Genomic DNA, 18,997 nt, shown 5'->3' with positions numbered 1-18,997 from the left:
TTTTGCCGGAAGCCTGTCCATGAGCCCGCTCTACGCGTCAATTTCATCCCTCTTTGCCGACGACGCCTCGCGTCTGATCGCGGCCGGCTGCCTGGTGCTGACCGTCGTGCTGTACTTCGCGTCGAAGGCGCTGTACGCGCGCTTCAAGACGCTCTGGCTCACGCCGCTCGTGGCCGTGCCTGCGGTGCTCGCGGCCATCGTGCTGGTCGCGCACATTCCGTATCCCGTCTATTTCGAGGACACCCGCTGGCTGATGTGGCTGCTCGGACCCGCCACCGTCGCGTTCGCCGTGCCGATTTATGAATATCGCGAGTTGCTGAAACGGCATTGGATTTCGCTGACCGTCGGGGTGACGGTCGGGATACTGGTCGGTGTCGGTGGCTCGTTGATGCTGGCGAAGCTTCTGCATTTGTCGCCGGAATTGCAACGCAGTCTGATGACTCGTTCCGTATCGACACCGTTTGCGCTTGCCGTCTCCGACAAGATTCATGCGCCGAAGGACCTCACCGCGTTGTTCGTGATCGCGACCGGCGTCTGCGGGATGCTGTTCGGCGAACTCGTGCTAGGTCTCGTGCCGTTGCGCACGCGGCTCGCTCGCGGCGCGTTGTTCGGCGCGGCTGCGCATGGTGTGGGCACCGCGAAGGCGCGGGAATTGGGTAGCGAAGAGGGTGTGGTCGCCAGCCTGACGATGATGATCGCCGGCGTCGTGATGGTATTGCTCGCGCCGATGCTGGGGTTGCTGCCGATCTGAAGCTGCCTTGTCAGCAACCGCGCCGCTCAGCGCATTGGATTTCGGGATGAGCCAGGCCGGAAGCCGGATACCATCGCCAGCCTTCCACCAACAACGGCCTGCCGCGCGGCACGGTTCGATCCATGACGCCGATCACGATCCTCATCCCCTGTTACAACGGCGCGGCGACCCTCGGGCGTGCGCTCGAAAGTTGCCTGATCCAGCCGGAAGCCGCGCAGATTCTGGTCGTGGACGACGGCTCGACCGATCGCTCCAGTAACATCGCCATCCAGTTCAGCCGCCGCGATCCGCGCGTGAACCTGCTGCGCATGCCGCAGAACGGTGGCCCGGCGCGGGCGCGCAACTGGGGTGCGCTAAATGCGTCGCACGGAGTAATCGCATTTCTCGACGCCGACGACGAATATCTGCCCGGTGCACTCACCGCCGCAAGCATGTTCCTCACCGGTAACCCCGGCGCGGTGTCCGTGCGGCTCGATGTCGATTACACGGATTTTCCCGCCGATCTCACCGCGCATCCCGACTTCGCGGCGCACGCGGCCACGCTCAGCAATACGGTGCCGAGCAGCCTGATCATCCGGCGGGCGGTTTTTGCGGCGCTCGGCGGCTTTCCGATGGACGAAGGTTTTCGCCGGATCGGCGGAGAAGACGGCGCGTTTTCGTGGACCTTGCGCGAGCTTTTCGGCAATCCGCGTCTCGACGATGCGAAACGCGTGCGCATGCATTACCACGCGGGCATCCACGCCGAACGTTACTTTCGCATTGCGCTCGGCCTGCAAACGCCCGATCCCGCCGATGTCGAAGAAGCGTTCCGGCTCTCGCAGCAATTCCTCGACACCGCGCGCGCAGGCTTCATGCAATTACGCGCGGCGCATGTCAGTTAGACGCGCGCAACGGGGACGCGGAACCGTCCCCAAAATCCAATCCTGACGCCCGGAAGTTATCTCGATTTGCTACAATCGCCGTTCGTCTTCGAGGAGCGTTGCGACGGGTACCGCGAGTCAACATTCGCCGGCCGCCCGCCAGGCTCGAAGGCTTCAATCGGAGGGCCATGAATGCGCATTGCGCTTTCTTATCCACCGCATCGAACCGCGCTCACGTCAAATTTCTAGTCACTATTTAGAAAGGAGGGCGTGATGAACGCCGCAGTTATCGATTCCAAAAATTCCCAGGATTACCTCGTTGCCGACATGTCGCTTGCCGACTGGGGCCGCAAGGAACTCAACATTGCCGAGACGGAAATGCCCGGCCTCGTGCAAACGCGCGAAGAGTACAAGGCGCAGCAGCCGCTGAAGGGCGCGCGCATTGCCGGTTCGCTGCACATGACGATCCAGACCGGCGTGCTGATCGAGACGCTGACCGCGCTCGGCGCCGACGTCCGCTGGGCATCGTGCAACATTTTCTCGACGCAGGATCACGCTGCTGCGGCCATCGCTCAGGCTGGCGTGCCGGTGTTCGCGTTCAAGGGCGAATCGCTCGACGAATACTGGGAATTCTCGCACCGCATTTTCGAATGGCCGAACGGCGAATTCGCCAACATGATCCTCGACGATGGCGGCGACGCCACGTTGCTGCTGATCCTCGGCGCGAAGGCCGAGAAAGACCGCTCGGTCATCTCGAAGCCGACCAACGAAGAAGAAGTCGCGCTGTACAAGTCGATCGCCTCGCACCTCGACGCCGATCCGACGTGGTACTCGACGCGTCTGTCGCACATTCAGGGCGTGACCGAAGAAACCACGACCGGCGTGCACCGTCTGTATCAGATGGAAAAGGAAGGCCGCCTGCCGTTCCCGGCGATCAACGTCAACGACTCGGTCACCAAGTCGAAGTTCGACAACCTGTACGGTTGCCGTGAGTCGCTGGTCGACGGTATCAAGCGCGCCACCGACGTGATGATCGCGGGCAAGATCGCGGTGGTCGCAGGTTACGGCGACGTGGGCAAGGGCTGCGCGCAATCGCTGCGCGGTCTGGGTGCCACCGTGTGGGTCACCGAAATCGATCCGATCTGCGCACTGCAGGCCGCGATGGAAGGCTACCGCGTCGTGACGATGGAATACGCCGCCGACAAGGCCGACATCTTCGTGACGGCCACCGGCAACTTCCACGTGATCGGCCACGACCACATGGCAGCAATGCGCCACAACGCGATTGTCTGCAACATCGGTCACTTCGATTCGGAAATCGACATCGCGTCGACCCGCAAGTACCAGTGGGACAACATCAAGCCGCAAGTCGACCACATCATTTTCCCGGACGGCAAGCGCGTGATCCTGCTGGCCGAAGGCCGTCTGGTGAACCTGGGTTGTGCAACGGGCCACCCGTCGTTCGTGATGTCGAACTCGTTCACGAACCAGACGCTCGCGCAGATCGAACTGTTCACGCAAGGCGACAAGTACGAGAACAAGGTGTACGTGCTGCCGAAGCATCTGGACGAGAAGGTTGCACGCCTGCATCTGGCGCGCATCGGCGCGAACCTGACCGTGCTGTCGGACGAGCAGGCGGGCTACATCGGCGTCGACAAGAACGGTCCGTTCAAGCCGAACCACTATCGCTACTAAGCGCGTGTACCCGGCGCGTGCATCGCATTGCGCCGGATACACCGGCGGTCGTAAAAGCATGAAAGTCTGAGAACACGGCGGCGCGCAATGCGCCGCTTTGTTCGCCATGCCCGTGCTTTGACCGCCTTTCCCATTCAACGGACATCCTGCCTGTAAGGAGCTCTACATGACCGTGCTGCTGACCTGGCTGATCAACGCGCTCGCGCTGCTGATCATCACCTACCTCGTTCCGTCGATCCACATCCGCAGTTTCGGCACCGCCCTGATCGTCGCGGTGGTGCTCGGATTGATCAATACGGTGCTGCGCCCGGTGCTGATCCTGTTGACGCTGCCCGTCACGATCATCACGCTCGGACTCTTCATTCTCGTGGTCAATGCGCTGTGCTTCTGGCTGTGCGCGTCGCTGCTGAAGGGCTTTGAAGTGTCGGGTTTCTGGTCGGCGTTCTTTGGCTCGATTCTGTACAGCATCGTTTCGTGGCTGCTGTCCGCGCTTATTTTCGGCAACCGCAGTTTAGGTTGACCTACTGAATCATGAACCCGATCGAACTTTCATTCGAATTTTTCCCGCCTAAAACGCAGGAAGGCGTCGAAAAACTGCGCGCCACGCGCGCGGAACTCGCGACGTTCAAGCCCAAGTTCGTGTCCGTCACGTTCGGCGCCGGCGGCTCGACGCAGCAAGGCACGCTCGATACCGTCGTCGACCTCGCGAAGAGCGGCGTCGAAGCGGCGCCGCATCTGTCGTGCATCGGTTCGTCGAAAGAAAGCCTGCGCGCGATTCTCAACGAGTACCGTGCGCACGGCATTCGCCATATCGTCGCGCTGCGCGGCGATCTGCCGTCCGGCATGGGCGAAGTCGGCGAACTGCGTTATGCGTCGGAACTGGTGAGCTTTATCCGCGCCGAGTTCGGCGACTGGTTCTGGATCGAGGTGGCCGGTTACCCGGAATACCACCCGCAGTCGCGCTCGCCGCGTCACGATCTGGAAAACTTCGCCCGCAAGGTGAAGGCCGGCGCGAATTCCGCGATCACGCAGTATTTCTTCAATGCGGACGCGTATTTCCGTTTCGTCGACGACGCGCACAAGCTCGGCGTAGACGTGCCGATCGTGCCGGGCATCATGCCGATCACGAACTTTTCGCAACTGATGCGCTTCTCCGAAATGTGCGGTGCCGAAGTGCCGCGCTGGGTCGCGCGCCGGCTGGAAAGTTTTGGCGACGACCGCGAGTCGATTCGAGCGTTCGGACTCGATGTGGTCGCGGACCTGTGCCAGCGTCTGATCGACGCCAAGGTGCCGGGCCTGCATTTCTACACGCTGAACAGCGCTGTGGCGACGAAGGCGATTTGTGAACGGCTGGGCGCTTAAACGCTCTGTCCGGTGATTTATCCGCGCGGCTGCAATGGCCGCGCGGCCTGCCTTCTGGCTGGCTTCTAGTCCGACAGCTTCCGCACGTAAAGCTGGTACAGCGGCGCGGACAACACCTCCACCTTGCGAAAGTTCAGATTGACGAACGCGTCGATCGCGGGCTTTGGACATCGCAACGGATCTTTGCCTGACGGCAACGCCTCCGACCACAAATAGTCGTCGAACGCGATCACTCCGCCGACTCTCAGCAGCCGGAAGCCGAGCACGGCATCCACCAGCACGTCCGCCGCCTGATGCGAACCGTCGACGTAGACAAAGTCGAAATAGCCTTTTTTGCCCGCGGCGATCAGACCAGCGAGGCAGTCGTCGGAAAAACCTTTGTGCACTTCGATCGTCGCGCGGCCCGGATATCTGGCCGCCGCCAGCGCGACATTGTGATGAAAGCGCCGCTCGACCGAATTCATGTCGGCCGGCGCGTCGCCGCCCGGCTGATGCTCGACGCCGCCTTCCCAGGTGTCGATGCAATGCAGTTCGAGCGGATGGCGCGGAGCCAGCGCGTCGATCAGATAACAGGCGCTCGCGCCTTCGTACGAGCCAATTTCGAGAATCCTGGCGGGGGCAAGCTGCGGCATCAACTGATCCCAGACGCCTCTGGCAACGGTCTCGAACCAGTTATTGGTGAATTGATACGAAGTCATGATGCGGGCAGGGCGGTGGTCGAAACCGGCCATTATGGGGCGGTGGCTATTCCAAAAAAGACGGCCGCCAGCACAGCGCATCGGACTGGAAGCAAATGGTAAGCCCTTGTTGAAGCTCATTTTTGTGCTGTCTATGATCGAAGCGCAGTCGATCCGGCTGCTGTGCGGAGGACGATATGACAGTGTCACGAAAGCTGTTTGCGGTTCACCAGTTCTGCCTGCCGGCCGTTACCGCGTTCGCGGTCGCCGCGAGCGCCATGATTTACGCCCCAGCCCAGGCCGCCACGCTGCCCGACAAGACTCTCGTGTTCTGCTCCGAGGGCAGTCCGGCGGGCTTCGATACCGCGCAATACACCACGAGCGTCGAATTCAGCGCGGGTTCCTACACGGTCTACAACCGGCTGATCGAGTTTGCGCACGGCAGCACTGATATCGAACCGGGCCTCGCCGAAAAATGGGACGTTTCGCCCGACGGTCTGACCTACACGTTCCATTTGCGCCCCGGCGTCAAATTCCAGACCACATCGTTTTTCAAGCCGACGCGCGACATGAATGCCGACGACGTCGTCTTCACATTCCAGCGGATGCTTGATCCGGATCAGCCGTTCCGCAAGGCGTACGCGGTGCCGTTTCCGTATTTCAACGATCTGGGGCTGGCGAAAAACATCTCGAAGATCGAGAAAGTCGATCCGTCGACAGTTCGCTTTACGCTGAAAGAAGTCGATGCGCCGTTTTTACAACAGATAGCGATGCCGTTCGCGTCGATTCTGTCGGCCGAATATGCCGACCAGTTACTGAAAGCGGGTAAGGCGTCCGATATCAACCAATATCCGGTCGGCACCGGTCCATTCATATTCCGCAGTTATACGAAGGACGATTCGATTCGCTTCGACGGTAATCCCGATTACTGGAAGCCAGGCGTGGTCAAAGTCAGCAAACTGATTTTCGCGATTACCGTCGATCCCGCCGTGCGTCTGCAGAAAATAAAGCGCGGCGAATGTCAGGTGATGGCGTATCCGCGTCCCGCCGATATTCCGGCGGTAAAAGCGGATTCATCGCTCGCGATGCCGAGTCAGGTGGGCTTCAATCTCGGCTATATCGCGTACAACACGACGAAAAAGCCGCTCGATAACGTGCTGGTGCGCCGCGCGCTCGATATGTCAGTCAACAAGAAGGCGATTATCGATTCGGTCTATCAGGGCGCGGGCCAGGCGGCGACCAACCCGATGCCGCCGACCCAGTGGGGCTACGACAAGAATCTGAAGGACGCACCGTACGACACCGACAAGGCGAAAGCGCTGCTGAAACAGGCGGGTTATCCCGACGGTTTCGAACTCACTTTATGGGCGATGCCGGTTCAACGGCCATATAACCCGAATGCGCGTCTGATGGCCGAAATGCTCCAGGCCGATTGGGCGAAAATCGGCGTAAAGGTCAATATCGCGACGTATGAATGGGGTGAATACATTCGCCGTGCCCATGCAGGCGAGCATCAGGCGATGCTGATCGGCTGGACCGGCGATTATGGCGACCCGGATAACTGGCTCGGCGTATTGCTCGGCTGCGACGCGGTAAATGGCAGTAACTTTTCCAAATGGTGCTACAAGCCTTACGACGATCTGATTCGAAAAGGCCGTGGTACGACCGATATGGCCGAGCGCACCAAGGCTTATACGGAAGCGCAGGAAATTTTCAAAGACCAGGTGCCATTCACGCCAATCGCCCACTCCACGGTGTATCAGCCGATCAGCAAGAACGTAGTGGGTTTCAAGGTCGACCCGTTCGGGCCGACTCAATTCATGAATGTCGGGCTGAAATAGCCGCATCAGGACGCATTTTTGCTTCCACTCTCCGCTTGAACCGCAAGCTCCGGCCCGCGCCGGCGCTTGCGGCCGCCCTTATGCCCTAAGTGTTTCCTATCGTCAACACGGGTAATTTCCTCCGCTTGTTGCTGCGAGCCATGCTCAAGTAATATCGCGCTACGCTGGCGGTAGCCGGCCCCGAACCTGGAGGAAACATGAAGCAAAACAATCTGTTGCGCGCCGTGCGTGTTACGACGCTCGTCGCCGCTGCAGCGGCATCGCTGGTGGGCGCGAACAACGCGCGCGCCGAGATTCCGAACAAGACTCTCGTCTACTGTTCAGAAGGCAGCCCTGCGGGTTTCGATCCTGCCCAATACACGACGGGTGTCGACTTCACGGCCAACACGTTCACCGTTTATAACCGTCTCGTGGAATTCGAACGCGGCGGTACGAAAGTCGAACCCGGTCTTGCAGAGAAGTGGGATGTGTCGGCGGATGGCAAGACCTACACGTTCCATCTGCGTCATGGCGTGAAGTTCCAGACCACGTCGTTCTTCAAGCCGACCCGCGATTTCGACGCGGACGACGTCGTGTTCTCGTTCCAGCGCATGCTGGACCCGAACCAGCCGTTCCGTAAGGCCTACCCGGTGCAGTTCCCGTACTTCACCGACATGGGCCTCGACAAGCTGATCACCAGCGTCGAAAAGGTCGATCCGTACACGGTCAAGTTCACGCTGAAGGAAGTCAACGCGCCGTTCATCCAGAATCTGGCGATGGAATACGCGTCGATCCTGTCGGCCGAATATGCGGATCAACTGCTGAAGGCCGGCAAGGCGTCGGACATCAACCAGTTCCCGGTCGGCACGGGCCCGTTCATTTTCCGCAGCTACACGAAAGACGCGACGATCCGCTTCGACGGCAATCCGACGTACTGGAAGCCGAACGCGGTGAAGATCTCGAAGCTGATCTTCTCGATCACGCCGGACGCCGGTGTGCGCGTGCAGAAGATCAAGCGCGACGAATGCCAGGTGATGAGCTATCCGCGTCCCGCCGACATCGCGCCGCTGAAGGCCGAAGCCAACATCGACATGCCGTCGCAACCGGGCTTCAACCTCGGCTATCTCGCGTACAACGTGACGCACAAGCCGGTGGACAAGGTCGAAGTGCGTCAGGCGCTCGACATGGCGATCAACAAGAAGGCGATCATCGAGTCGGTGTACCAGGGTGCGGGCCAGCTCGCGACCAACCCGATGCCGCCGACCCAATGGTCGTTCTACAAAGACCTGAAGGCTGCCCCGTACGATTCGGCCAAGGCCAAGGACCTGCTGGCGAAGGCCGGTTATCCGAACGGCTTCGACATCACGCTGTGGGCGATGCCGGTGCAACGCGCGTACAACCCGAACGCCCGTCTGATGGCCGAGATGATCCAGGCCGACTGGGCCAAGATCGGCGTGAAGGCGAAGATCGTCACGTACGAATGGGGTGAGTACATCAAGCGCGCGCACGCCGGTGAAGACGACACGATGCTGATCGGCTGGACCGGCGACAACGGCGATCCGGACAACTGGCTCGGCACGCTGCTCGGCTGCGAAGCGGTGAATGGCAACAACTTCTCGAAGTGGTGCTACAAGCCGTTCGACGACCTGATCCAGAAGGGCCGTGTGACGTCCGACGTGGCTGCACGCACGAAGGCTTACGTCGAAGCGCAGCAGATTTTCGCGCAGCAACTGCCGTTCTCGCCGATTGCTCACTCGACGGTGTATCAGCCGGTGAGCAAGAAGGTGGTCGACATGCGCATCGAGCCGCTGGGCTATGCACGCTTTGACGGCGTGAGCGTCAAGTAAGCGGTTTGGCACGTCATAAAATTTGCGCAGTACGCTTTTCGCACGGTTAGAAAACTGGTCGAAATGGTCCGGCGACCGGGGTCACAAGCCCTCGTCGCCGGTTGCGTTTTTTCTTCACCAAGACCATAGGGACGAACCATGTTCCGCTTTGTTTTGCGCCGCATCGGCATGGTGATACCGACGTTTATCGGCATCACGATCCTTGCGTTCGCGCTGATTCACCTGATTCCGGGCGACCCCATCGAAGTGATGATGGGCGAGCGCGGCGTCGATCCCGCGATGCATGCCGCCGCGCTGCATCGTCTCGGACTCGACGAACCTCTGCCGATGCAGTACGTCCACTACCTGGGCCGCGCGCTGCACGGCGACCTCGGCACCTCGATCATCACCAACACGAGCGTGATGGGCGAATTCCTCGCGCGCTTTCCCGCCACCGTCGAACTGTCGATCTGCGCGATGTTTTTCGCGCTGGTCGTCGGCTTGCCGGCGGGCGTGTTCGCGGCTTTGCGACGCGGCACGGTGGTCGATCACGGCGTGATGGGCACGGCGCTCACCGGCTACTCGATGCCGATCTTCTGGTGGGGCTTGATCCTCATCATGTTCTTCTCGGTCGATCTGGGCTGGACGCCGGTGTCGGGCCGCATCGCGGTCGAATACGACATTCCGCGCGTGACCGGTTTCATGCTGATCGACGCGCTGATGCCGGGCACCGACGAAGGCGCGTTCAAATCCGCGCTGAGCCATCTGATCCTGCCCGCGATCGTGCTCGGCACGATTCCGCTGGCTGTGATCGCGCGCATGACGCGTTCGTCGATGCTCGAAGTGCTGCGCGAGGATTACATCCGCACCGCGCGCGCGAAGGGTCTGTCGCCGGCACGCGTGATCGTCGTGCATGCGCTGCGTAACGCGCTGATTCCGGTGGTGACGGTGATCGGCCTGCAGGTCGGCACGCTGCTCGCGGGCGCGGTGCTGACCGAGACGTTGTTCTCGTGGCCGGGCATCGGCAAATGGCTGATCGACGCGATCAGCCGCCGCGATTACCCGGTCGTGCAGGGCGGTATCCTGATGATCGCCACGCTGGTGATCGTCGTGAACCTCGTCGTCGATCTGTTGTACGGCGTGCTGAACCCACGCATCCGCCATACGAGGTAATACGAACATGGCAGACATACAAAACACAGTCCCCCAGGCAGTCACGCCTCCCAGTGGCCGTGCCATCGCCGCCCGTGAATTCTGGGCGAATTTCTCGCGCAATCGTGGCGCTGTCGCCGCTGGCGTGATCGTGCTGCTGCTGGTTTTCGTCGCGATTTTCGCGCCGTTGATCGCGCCGCATAGCCCGATCGAACAGTACCGCGACAACGTGAAAATCCCGCCCGCCTGGCTCGACGGCGGCAACTGGAAGTTCATTCTCGGCACCGACGAAGCGGGCCGCGACATCCTCTCGCGTCTGATGTACGGCGCGCGGCTGTCGTTCTGGATCGGCTTCGTTTCCGTGGTGCTCGCATTGATCCCGGGCATCGTGCTCGGGCTGATCGCCGCGTTCTTCGAGAAGTGGGCCGACACGCCGATCATGCGGATCATGGACGTGCTGCTCGCGTTGCCGTCGCTGCTGCTCGCGGTGGCCGTGGTCGCGATCATCGGCCCGGGTCTGGTCAACACGATGCTCGCGATTGCGATCGTCGCGCTGCCGGGTTACGTGCGTTTGACGCGCGCATCGGCGCAGGGCGAGTTGCAGAAGGAATACGTGACCGCGTCGCGTGTCGCAGGTGCCAGCACGATGCGTTTGATGTTCTCGCAAGTGTTGCCGAACTGCACCGCACCGCTGATCGTGCAGGCTACGCTCGGTTTTTCTTCGGCGATTCTCGATGCTGCCGCGCTCGGTTTTCTCGGGCTCGGCGTGCAGCCGCCGTCGGCGGAGTGGGGCGCGATGCTGGCCTCGGCGCGCGATTACATCGACAGCGCATGGTGGATCGTCACGATGCCGGGTCTGTCCATTCTGATCTCGGTGCTCGCGATCAATCTGCTCGGCGACGGGCTGCGCGACGCACTCGATCCCAAACTGAAACGGATGGCCTAAATGACTAGCTTATTGACCATCCGCAACCTGGCGGTGAATTTCAATGGCCTTCCCGCCGTCGACCGCATCAGCCTCGACGTCGCTCCCGGCGAAGTCGTCGGCGTGGTCGGCGAATCGGGTTCGGGCAAGAGCGTCACGATGATGGCGCTGATGGGCCTGATCGACGCGCCCGGCAAAGTCACCGCCGACGAAGTCACGTTCAACGGCACGAATCTGCTGAAGGCATCGGCGAAGGAACGCCGCAAGATCATCGGCAAAGATATCGCGATGGTGTTCCAGGACGCGCTCACCAGTCTGAATCCGAGCTACACGGTCGGCTATCAGATCAAGGAAGTGCTGAAGCTGCACGAAGGCCTGCGCGGCAGCGCGCTCGACAAACGCGCGCTGGAACTGCTCGATCAGGTCGGCATTCCCGATCCGAAGGGACGCATCAATTCGTTCCCGCATCAGATGTCGGGCGGCATGAACCAGCGCGTGATGATCGCTATGGCGATTGCGTGCAACCCGAAACTGCTGATCGCCGACGAGCCGACCACCGCGCTCGACGTGACGATCCAGGCGCAGATCATGGAGTTGCTGATCAAGCTGCAGAAGGAACGCGGCATGGCGCTCGTGCTGATTTCGCACGATCTGGCGGTGGTGTCCGAGGTCGCGCAGCGCGTCGCGGTCATGTACGCTGGCGAAGTGATCGAAACCAACAAGGTGCCGGATATCTTCGCCGCGCCGCATCATCCGTACACGGAAGCGCTGCTGGCGGCGATTCCCGAGCACAACGTGGGCGCGGTGCGGCTCGCGGCGCTGCCGGGCATGGTGCCGGGACGCGACGACCGTCCGAAAGGATGTCTGTTCGCGCCGCGCTGCAAATATGTGGTCGACGATTGCGTGAAGGCGCGGCCCGCGCTCGCACCCATGCAAGGTCACGCCGAAGTGGCGCGCGTGCGCTGCATCAAACCCCTGAACCTGAGCGGCGACGCGAACGTTCACACCCATGGAGGCGCACGATGAACGCAGTACCCGAAACGCGGCGCCAGTCGAACCATGCGGGCGATCACGTGCTGGTCGCCGACCAGCTCGCGCGTTACTACACGGTCAAGCGCGGCATGTTCGCGTCGGGCACGGTGAAGGCGCTGAACGGGGTGTCGTTCGCGCTGGAGCGCGGCAAGACGCTGGCCGTGGTCGGCGAATCCGGCTGCGGCAAATCCACGCTCGCGCGCCAGCTCACGATGATCGAAACGCCTAGCGCGGGTCGTCTGCTGATCGACGGTGAAGATGTGGCCGGTGCGGATCACGCGAAAATCGCCGCGTTGCGGCGGCGCGTGCAGATGGTGTTCCAGAACCCGTTTGCGTCGCTGAATCCGCGTAAGACCGTCGAGCAGACACTTGGCGAACCGCTCGCGATCAACACGCAACTGAGCGCCACCGAACGCGCCGAACGGATCGCGCAGATGATGCGCACCGTCGGCCTGCGCCCGGAACATGCGAAGCGCTATCCGCATATGTTCTCCGGCGGTCAGCGTCAGCGTGTGGCGATTGCGCGCGCGATGATCCTCGATCCGCAGATCGTGGTCGCCGACGAACCCGTATCCGCGCTCGACGTGTCGATCCAGGCGCAGATCCTGAACCTGTTCATGGACTTGCAGGAACAGTTCAAGACCAGCTACGTGTTCATCTCGCACAATCTGTCGGTGGTGGAACATATCGCCGACGACGTGATGGTGATGTACTTCGGCGGCGTCGCCGAACTCGGCGACAAGAAGAAGATTTTCGCGAAGCCGAGGCATCCGTACACGCGTGCACTGATGTCGGCCACGCCGTCCATCTTCGAAGCGGATCGCAGCATCAAAATCAAGCTGCAGGGCGAGATGCCGTCGCCGCTGAATCCGCCGTCGGGCTGCACGTTCCATCAGCGCTGCCCGTATGTGATCGACCGTTGCCGCAGCGAAGAGCCGAAGCTGCGTGAAGTGGATGGCCGTCAGGTCTCGTGTCATCGCGCCGAGGAGGTGGGGGACGTGGATGCCTGATGCAGTGGCGGCGCGTCGTATTGCGCGCCGCTCGCGTGACGGTGGCCGCCGTGCCGCTTTCGCGCGCCGCTGGGGAGCGCGCGCACTGACCGGTGCCGTGCTCCTTGGCGTCTGTACTTTTCCCGCGATGCGTCTTGCGCCGTCCGGTCTCGCCTACGCCGCGGGCGCGGCCGCCAATACGCCCGCGCAGGCGGGACGTCCGGCGGTTCAGGTGCCGGGTGTGCCGCCATCGCCGCCCGCCAGTCTGCCGGGCTTTCACAGCGCGCCTTCGTTGCCGCCCGCCTCGCCGGGCACGACTGCCAGCGGTCCGGTGCGCGCGCAGCCGGCGCGCATGCCGTTCTATGTCGCCACGCGCGGCACGACCACGATCTATCTGCTGGGCACGCTGCATGTCGGCGATCCGAACGACTATCCGGCGACGCAGCCGTTCCGTCCGCAGATTCTCGCCGCGCTGGCCGCGTCGCCGACGCTCGCGCTCGAACTGTCGCCCGACGAACTGCTGGTGTCGCAAGACGATGTGTCGAAGTACGGCGTCTGCCGGCACGACTGTCTGCCGGGCTTGTTGCCCGAGCCGCTGTGGCACAAGCTGGCGATGAGATTGCGCGGCAATCCCGCCGCGCTCGATGCAATCAAGAAGATGCGGCCGTGGCTCGCGTCGCTGGTCGTCGAAACCTACGATTCGCTGAGCGCCGGCTTGCAGACTGAGTACGGCTCGGAAGCGCAATTGCAGAACGTGTATCTGAAGACGCGCGGCAAGATCGTCGGCCTCGAAACCTTGCCGCAGCAAATGCGCGCGTTCACGAATCTGTCGCTCGCGCAGCAGCGCGAAATGCTCGCGCAGGATCTCGTGCAAACGCCCGCGCAAAACGTCGCGGATGTGCGGGCGTTGCACCGGCTATGGCAGGTCGGCGATGCGGATGCGATCGCCGCCTGGCAGGCCGCCAAATCCGAAAATCTGGCGCGCGACAAGCGCGTTTCCGATTCGATCGACAACAAGATCGTCTACGAACGCAACCGCCGTTTCGTCTCGCGGATGCTGCAGATCGCCGCGCCGAACAAGCCGGTGTTCGTGGCCATCGGCGCGTTGCATCTGGGCGGCCCGAAGGGCGTGCTGCAGCTTTTGCGGCAGCGCGGCTTCGTGGTCGAGCCGGGCTGACGCGCTCGCTATAAAAACATCAGGAAATTCAGCAGAAAGATGTTGATGACCAGCATGGTCAGCGCCGTCGGTATCTGCACCTTGATCACCGCGTTCTTGTCCGGCAACTCCAGCAACGCGACCGGCACCATGTTGAAGTTCGCGGCCATCGGCGTCATCAGCGTGCCGCAGTAGCCGGAAAACATGCCGATTGCCGCCATCACCGCCGGGTTGCCATGGAACACGCCAACCAGAATCGGCACGCCCACACCGCCCGTCATCACCGGAAACGCCGCGAAGCCGTTGCCCATCACCATCGTGAACAGCGCCATGCCGATGCAGTACACGGCCACCGCGACGAAGCGGTAATCGAGGCTGATGTACGACGTGGTGACGTGCGCGACCGCCTTGCCGACGCCCGCGTCGGAGAACACGAGGCCGAGCATGCCGAGCATTTGCGGCAGCACGGCGGCCCATGACAACGCGTCGACCAGCCGGCGCGCTTCCTTCATCGACTGACCGACCGTGTCGCGCGTCATCACGCAGGCAATCGCGAGCGCGATCACGCAGCCGATGCCGAAGCCGATCAGCGTGACGTTGGCTTTTTCGATCAGCGGAACGCCGCCGAAGATCAGATGACTCGCCGACAGCGTGACGATCACCGTCACGACCGGAATCGTCAGCGCAGGCACGAACAGCTTGTTGCCGAGGCGCGCGGCGCTCGCCTTGCGCGCTTCGAGCGACAAGGTTTTGGGCTTTGCCGCCGTGACGCCGCCGAAGCCGGCAATCAGCGCCATCACGATCACCGCGACACCGACGACGGCGGGCGGCAACCGGTCGCCGATCAGGAAGATCAGCGCGTAGAGAATCCAGAAGCCGCCGGCGGTGAAGCGGCGCGGGTGGTCCTTATCCGTGACGATCATGCCGCCGATCACCAGCAGCACGAGGCCCAGCAGCCAGAAAAGATAGTTGATGGTGAAGGTCATGCCTTGTCTCCCGCAGCGGGTTGCGTCGACGAAGACGGCGCGTTGCCGCGCAGTTCGCGTTCGAGCCGCCGGTCGAGCAGATACAGCCGGAAGCCGTGCACGATGAACGCGCAGATCGCAGTCGGAATGCCCCACACGGCCACGTGAATCGGCTCGACGACAATGCCTGCCTCTTTCAGGAAGGTGGTCATCAGCACGATGGCGCCGAAGGCGACGAAAACATCTTCGCCGAAGAACAGGCCGACGTTGTCGGTGGCGGCGGAGAATGCGCGCAGGCGGAATCGCACCGCGTCGCTGAGTTTGCCGAAGCGGGTTTCGGCTGCGCCTTCGGCCATTGGCGCGATCAGCGGACGCACCATTTGCGGATGTCCGCCGAGTCCGGTCAGACCGACCGCAGCGGTGAGTTCGCGCACCAGCAGATAAACGATCAGCAGACGCCCGGCGGTCGCCGCCTTGATGCTGCTGATCCACGCTTGTGCGCGTTCGCGCAGGCCATGCCGTTCGAGCAGGCCGATCACCGCGAGCGGCAGAAGAATGATCAGCGGGATATTGCGCGTCTTGATGAAGCCGGTGCCGATCAGCGCAAGAATTTTTTCGGGCGGAAAATTCGCGGCGAGGCCGGTGACGATCGCGGCGACGGCCACGATCAGCATCGGATTGAAGCGCAATAAAAAGCCGACGATGATAACGGCCACGCCAATCAGCGGCCATAGACTGACAGTTGTCTGCATCTGGATCTCCAAACAGGGTTCAACCTCGCCGCTCGTGACGGCGAATAGGGTTATGGCGCAGGGCGGCCCGTCCCTATGCCTTCTTGTTGTCACGGCTCTTGATGGCCGTGTGACTTCGAACTTCCACTACCGGCACCACATCGGCTGCCCGATGCAAATACCGCTAATACGTTCGGCACCTGGCAAACGCCCCGCGTGAGAGCGGGGCGTCGGAGGTGTCACAAGGGTTGAATTGCGCTGCTTGTTGCGGTGACGTCGGCGTTTAAATCAGCGCTGTCGCTCAGACGCGCGCGGCGCCCGCCGCATGCACTTCGATACCGGCCGCTTCCAGCGCGCCGCGAATACGCTTCGCAAACGCGAGCGCATGCGGGCCGTCGCCATGCAGACAGATGGTTTGCGCATTCAGCGGCACCCATTGACCGTCCACGGCTCGCACACGCTGGTCGCGGATCATCGCGAGCGTGCGCTCCAGTACTTCCTCTTCGTCGTCGAGCAACGCGCCGGGCTGGTTGCGCGGCACGAGCGAGCCGTCCGCGCGATAACCCCGGTCGGCGAACACCTCTTCGATCGCGGTCAGACCTGCGTTGCGTGCCGCCGTCACGAGACCGCTGTTGGCGAGCGCGAACACCGCCACCGACGGATCGAAATCGTGCACCGCCGACACAATCGCGTCGGCGATTTTCGCGTCGCGCGCGGCCTGGTTGTACAGCGCGCCGTGCGGCTTGACGTGCGCGATGCGGCCGCCTTCAGCCTGAGCAATCGCCGACAGCGCGCCGAGTTGATACAGCACGCCCGCGTAAATTTCGCCGGCCGGCAGATCCATTTCCTTGCGGCCGAAATTTTCCGGATCGTTGAAGCTCGGATGCGCGCCGATCGACACGCCTTTCTGCACCGCCCAGCGCACGCAGTCGCGCATCGTGTTGGCGCCGCCCGCATGCCAGCCGCACGCGATGTTCGCCGAACTGACGAGCGCGAGCAGCGACTCGTCGGAGCCGCAGCCTTCGCCGAGGTCGGCGTTCAAATCGATTTCCATGGTGTTCCTCTACTGATTGCAGGTGCTTTCCAACCCGGCGTCTTTCGCACCGGACTCCCGAAGGGGCGAGCCCGTTCGAGCAGAAACCGGGGTGGTCCCGCGTATTCCGGTTACCCCGCCGCGACCGCCAACTGGCGCGCGCAGCGTTCTTCATGCATCGCGATCGCGGCGTCGATCTGCCGCAAATACGTGCGTTCTTCCAGCAAAGCCTGACGCGCTTCGTAAGGCGTCGTCGGGATAAAGCGTACGGACGCGTTCAGCCGGACCTGCGCGAGCTTCCACAAATCCGCCTGAATCACCGCGCCGATTTTCGGATAACCGCCGGTGGTCTGCGCGTCGCTCATCAAGACGATCGGCTGGCCGTTCGGTGGCACCTGGATGGTCCCGGGCAACACCGCGTGCGACAGCAGATCGGTTTTCTGCGTCCGTTTCAGTTCGGCACCGGCGAGGCGATAGCCCATCCGGTTGCTGTTCGGCGTGACGAGCCACTCGTCGGACCAGAACGATTCGTGCGCGGCTTCGGTGAAGCTGTCGTATTCGGGGCCGCGCAGCACGCGAATCGGAATCGCCCAAGGCACGCCCGACGGATGACGGCCGCGCCTCAACGGTTCGTGAACCAGCACGAATTTGCACCAGTAGGGCGCTTTTACGCCGAATTCGGGCGCCTCCGGCGTGAAGCCGACATGGTCGCGCGGCGGCGGCGCGCCGACCGGCAGACGGTCGCCGTCACGCAGCGCGCGACCGCCGAGTCCGCCGAACTGGCCGGCGAGGTCGGTGCTGCGCGAGCCGAGCATCGGCAATACGTCGATGCCGCCCGCCACGCACACGTAGCCGCGCATGCCGCGTTTCGCGCCGTTCAGCACGAGTTCCTGACCGGCCTGCACCGGCAGGCTCCACCATGAATAGACCGGCTTGCCGTCGAGCGTCGCGCCGAATTCGGTGCCCGTGATCGCCACCCGCGTGGCGCGCAGAAAGCGCAGCACGGTCGGGCCGAAGGTGATTTCCAGACCGGCTGCGTCGGGGCGATTGCCCACCAGCCGGTTGCCGACTTCCAGCGACAGGCGGTCGAGCGCGCCCCCCATCGCCACGCCGAGATGACGATAGCCATGACGGCCGAGATCCTGAATCGTAGTCAGCAGACCCGCGCGAATCACATCGATCATGCGTGTATCCCCGCGATGGTGAAGCGAACCCGGTCGCCCGGCTGCAGCAGCGTGGGCGGGCGGCGCGTGGCGTCGAAAAGCGGTAGCTCGGTGCGTCCGATCAACTGCCAGCCGCCGGGCGAGGTGGCCGGATAAACGCCCGTCTGCTCGCCGCCGATGCCGACCGACCCCGCCGGCACTTCCAGCCTCGGCGACGCGCGGCGCGGCGTGTGCAGCGCGGCTTCGAGTCCGCCCATGTAGGCGAAGCCCGGCTGGAAGCCGAGGAAGAACACGACGTATTCGCCGCCCGAATGGCGCTGCACGATTTCGTTGACGCTCAGGCCCGTGTGATCGGCGACCGCTTGCAGATCCGGGCCGAATTCGCCGCCGTACTGCACCGGGATCTCCACTTCGCGACCCGGCTCCGGCGTCGCGCCCGCCGCGTTCCACGCTTTCAGCAACTCGCTGGCGAGCGCTTCGCGGTCGGCCTCGAGCGGATCGAAGACGAGCGTCAGATTGTTCATACCCGGCACGACTTCCAGCACATGCGGCCAGTCGCGCGCGAGCTCAGCAGCGGCCCACACGCGGCGCTGGCACGCAAGCGTCGCGGGCGGCGGCGATTCGCAGACAAGCGCGGCATCGCCGAGCGGAAAAATTCTTGGTTGGCTCATGACTTGACAGCCCAGGTCGGGTCGAAGGAAGTGAGCACACTGCACACTCGTCGATGCACGATGAATGAAGCGTACATTATCAATAAAATATCAACAATTTCTCAATAAGCGTTTTTGCCAGGCTCCCCGGGATTCACGGCTCGTCGTACACTCCCGACACCTTCCCACCCTGTTTCCCCGAGATTTTCG

Annotated in this window: 18 protein-coding genes and 1 riboswitch; of the genes, 12 read left to right on the top strand and 6 right to left on the bottom strand. The window is 62.5% G+C overall.

The window, feature by feature from the left end; translation table 11 throughout:
* Positions 1-19 precede the first annotated feature (19 nt).
* The 5 genes from BLS41_RS00450 to metF all read left to right on the top strand — a co-directional run bounded on the left by BLS41_RS00450 (position 20) and on the right by metF (position 4,668).
* Positions 20-751 carry an LrgB family protein gene (locus BLS41_RS00450; RefSeq protein WP_074762438.1) on the top strand — a complete coding sequence of 244 codons (732 nt, stop codon included), beginning with the start codon at positions 20-22 and terminating at the stop codon, positions 749-751.
* A gap of 122 nt (positions 752-873) precedes the next feature.
* The gene (locus tag BLS41_RS00445; RefSeq protein ID WP_074762437.1) at positions 874-1,632 is read left to right on the top strand and encodes a glycosyltransferase family 2 protein; all 759 of its coding nucleotides are present in this window, start codon (positions 874-876) and stop codon (positions 1,630-1,632) included.
* An 84-nt stretch (positions 1,633-1,716) separates the two neighbouring features.
* Positions 1,717-1,852: riboswitch (S-adenosyl-L-homocysteine riboswitch) on the top strand.
* Between the two features lie 32 nt (positions 1,853-1,884).
* Positions 1,885-3,306 (top strand): adenosylhomocysteinase, encoded by a 1,422-nt coding sequence (gene ahcY, locus BLS41_RS00440; protein WP_074762436.1) that lies wholly within the window; start codon positions 1,885-1,887, stop codon positions 3,304-3,306.
* A gap of 166 nt (positions 3,307-3,472) precedes the next feature.
* Positions 3,473-3,826, top strand: coding sequence for a phage holin family protein (locus BLS41_RS00435; RefSeq protein WP_074762435.1), 354 nt, complete (start codon positions 3,473-3,475; stop codon positions 3,824-3,826).
* A gap of 11 nt (positions 3,827-3,837) precedes the next feature.
* Positions 3,838-4,668 carry a methylenetetrahydrofolate reductase [NAD(P)H] gene (gene metF / locus BLS41_RS00430; RefSeq protein WP_074762434.1) on the top strand — a complete coding sequence of 277 codons (831 nt, stop codon included), beginning with the start codon at positions 3,838-3,840 and terminating at the stop codon, positions 4,666-4,668.
* Between the two features lie 65 nt (positions 4,669-4,733).
* Here the strand turns inward: metF and BLS41_RS00425 are convergent, their stop codons facing one another.
* The gene (locus BLS41_RS00425) at positions 4,734-5,366 is read right to left on the bottom strand and encodes a class I SAM-dependent methyltransferase (protein ID WP_074766169.1); all 633 of its coding nucleotides are present in this window, start codon (positions 5,364-5,366) and stop codon (positions 4,734-4,736) included.
* 176 nt (positions 5,367-5,542) lie between these two features.
* Between BLS41_RS00425 and BLS41_RS00420 the strand changes: the two genes are divergently transcribed.
* The 7 genes from BLS41_RS00420 to BLS41_RS00390 all read left to right on the top strand — a co-directional run bounded on the left by BLS41_RS00420 (position 5,543) and on the right by BLS41_RS00390 (position 14,266).
* A complete protein-coding gene (locus BLS41_RS00420; protein WP_074762433.1) occupies positions 5,543-7,186 on the top strand; it encodes an ABC transporter substrate-binding protein in 1,644 nt (547 codons plus the stop codon).
* A gap of 197 nt (positions 7,187-7,383) precedes the next feature.
* Complete coding sequence (locus BLS41_RS00415) at positions 7,384-9,012, top strand: ABC transporter substrate-binding protein (RefSeq protein WP_074762432.1); 1,629 nt, start codon at positions 7,384-7,386, stop codon at positions 9,010-9,012.
* 138 nt (positions 9,013-9,150) lie between these two features.
* Entirely contained in the window at positions 9,151-10,164 is a 1,014-nt protein-coding gene (locus BLS41_RS00410) for an ABC transporter permease subunit (RefSeq protein ID WP_074762431.1), read from the top strand.
* 7 nt (positions 10,165-10,171) lie between these two features.
* Positions 10,172-11,089 carry an ABC transporter permease subunit gene (locus BLS41_RS00405; protein ID WP_074762430.1) on the top strand — a complete coding sequence of 306 codons (918 nt, stop codon included), beginning with the start codon at positions 10,172-10,174 and terminating at the stop codon, positions 11,087-11,089.
* Positions 11,090-12,094: an ABC transporter ATP-binding protein gene (locus BLS41_RS00400; RefSeq protein WP_074762429.1), complete on the top strand. Its 1,005-nt coding sequence runs from the start codon at positions 11,090-11,092 to the stop codon at positions 12,092-12,094.
* Positions 12,091-13,110: a peptide ABC transporter ATP-binding protein gene (locus BLS41_RS00395; protein WP_074762428.1), complete on the top strand. Its 1,020-nt coding sequence runs from the start codon at positions 12,091-12,093 to the stop codon at positions 13,108-13,110. The genes BLS41_RS00400 and BLS41_RS00395 overlap by 4 nt, the downstream gene beginning before the upstream one ends.
* Complete coding sequence (locus BLS41_RS00390; RefSeq protein ID WP_074762427.1) at positions 13,103-14,266, top strand: TraB/GumN family protein; 1,164 nt, start codon at positions 13,103-13,105, stop codon at positions 14,264-14,266. The genes BLS41_RS00395 and BLS41_RS00390 overlap by 8 nt, the downstream gene beginning before the upstream one ends.
* Before the next feature lie 8 nt (positions 14,267-14,274).
* On the opposite strand, the gene BLS41_RS00385 is transcribed toward BLS41_RS00390, so the two are convergent.
* The 5 genes from BLS41_RS00385 to pxpB all read right to left on the bottom strand — a co-directional run bounded on the left by BLS41_RS00385 (position 14,275) and on the right by pxpB (position 18,808).
* Positions 14,275-15,231 carry a DUF979 domain-containing protein gene (locus BLS41_RS00385; RefSeq protein WP_074762426.1) on the bottom strand — a complete coding sequence of 319 codons (957 nt, stop codon included), beginning with the start codon at positions 15,229-15,231 and terminating at the stop codon, positions 14,275-14,277.
* The gene (locus BLS41_RS00380; RefSeq protein ID WP_074762425.1) at positions 15,228-15,962 is read right to left on the bottom strand and encodes a DUF969 domain-containing protein; all 735 of its coding nucleotides are present in this window, start codon (positions 15,960-15,962) and stop codon (positions 15,228-15,230) included. The genes BLS41_RS00385 and BLS41_RS00380 overlap by 4 nt, the downstream gene beginning before the upstream one ends.
* Positions 15,963-16,242: 280 nt before the next feature.
* Positions 16,243-16,995, bottom strand: a complete 753-nt coding sequence (gene pxpA / locus BLS41_RS00375; protein WP_074762424.1) for a 5-oxoprolinase subunit PxpA — start codon at positions 16,993-16,995, stop codon at positions 16,243-16,245.
* 110 nt (positions 16,996-17,105) lie between these two features.
* Complete coding sequence (locus tag BLS41_RS00370; protein ID WP_074762423.1) at positions 17,106-18,158, bottom strand: 5-oxoprolinase subunit C family protein; 1,053 nt, start codon at positions 18,156-18,158, stop codon at positions 17,106-17,108.
* Complete coding sequence (pxpB, locus tag BLS41_RS00365; RefSeq protein WP_074762422.1) at positions 18,155-18,808, bottom strand: 5-oxoprolinase subunit PxpB; 654 nt, start codon at positions 18,806-18,808, stop codon at positions 18,155-18,157. The genes BLS41_RS00370 and pxpB overlap by 4 nt, the downstream gene beginning before the upstream one ends.
* Positions 18,809-18,997: the final 189 nt, after the last annotated feature.

The organism is Paraburkholderia fungorum (genome assembly GCF_900099835.1).
Taxonomy (GTDB): domain Bacteria; phylum Pseudomonadota; class Gammaproteobacteria; order Burkholderiales; family Burkholderiaceae; genus Paraburkholderia; species Paraburkholderia fungorum_A.
Note: the sequence above shows the minus strand (reverse complement) of the source record. Positions and strands in the feature narration are given on the sequence as shown.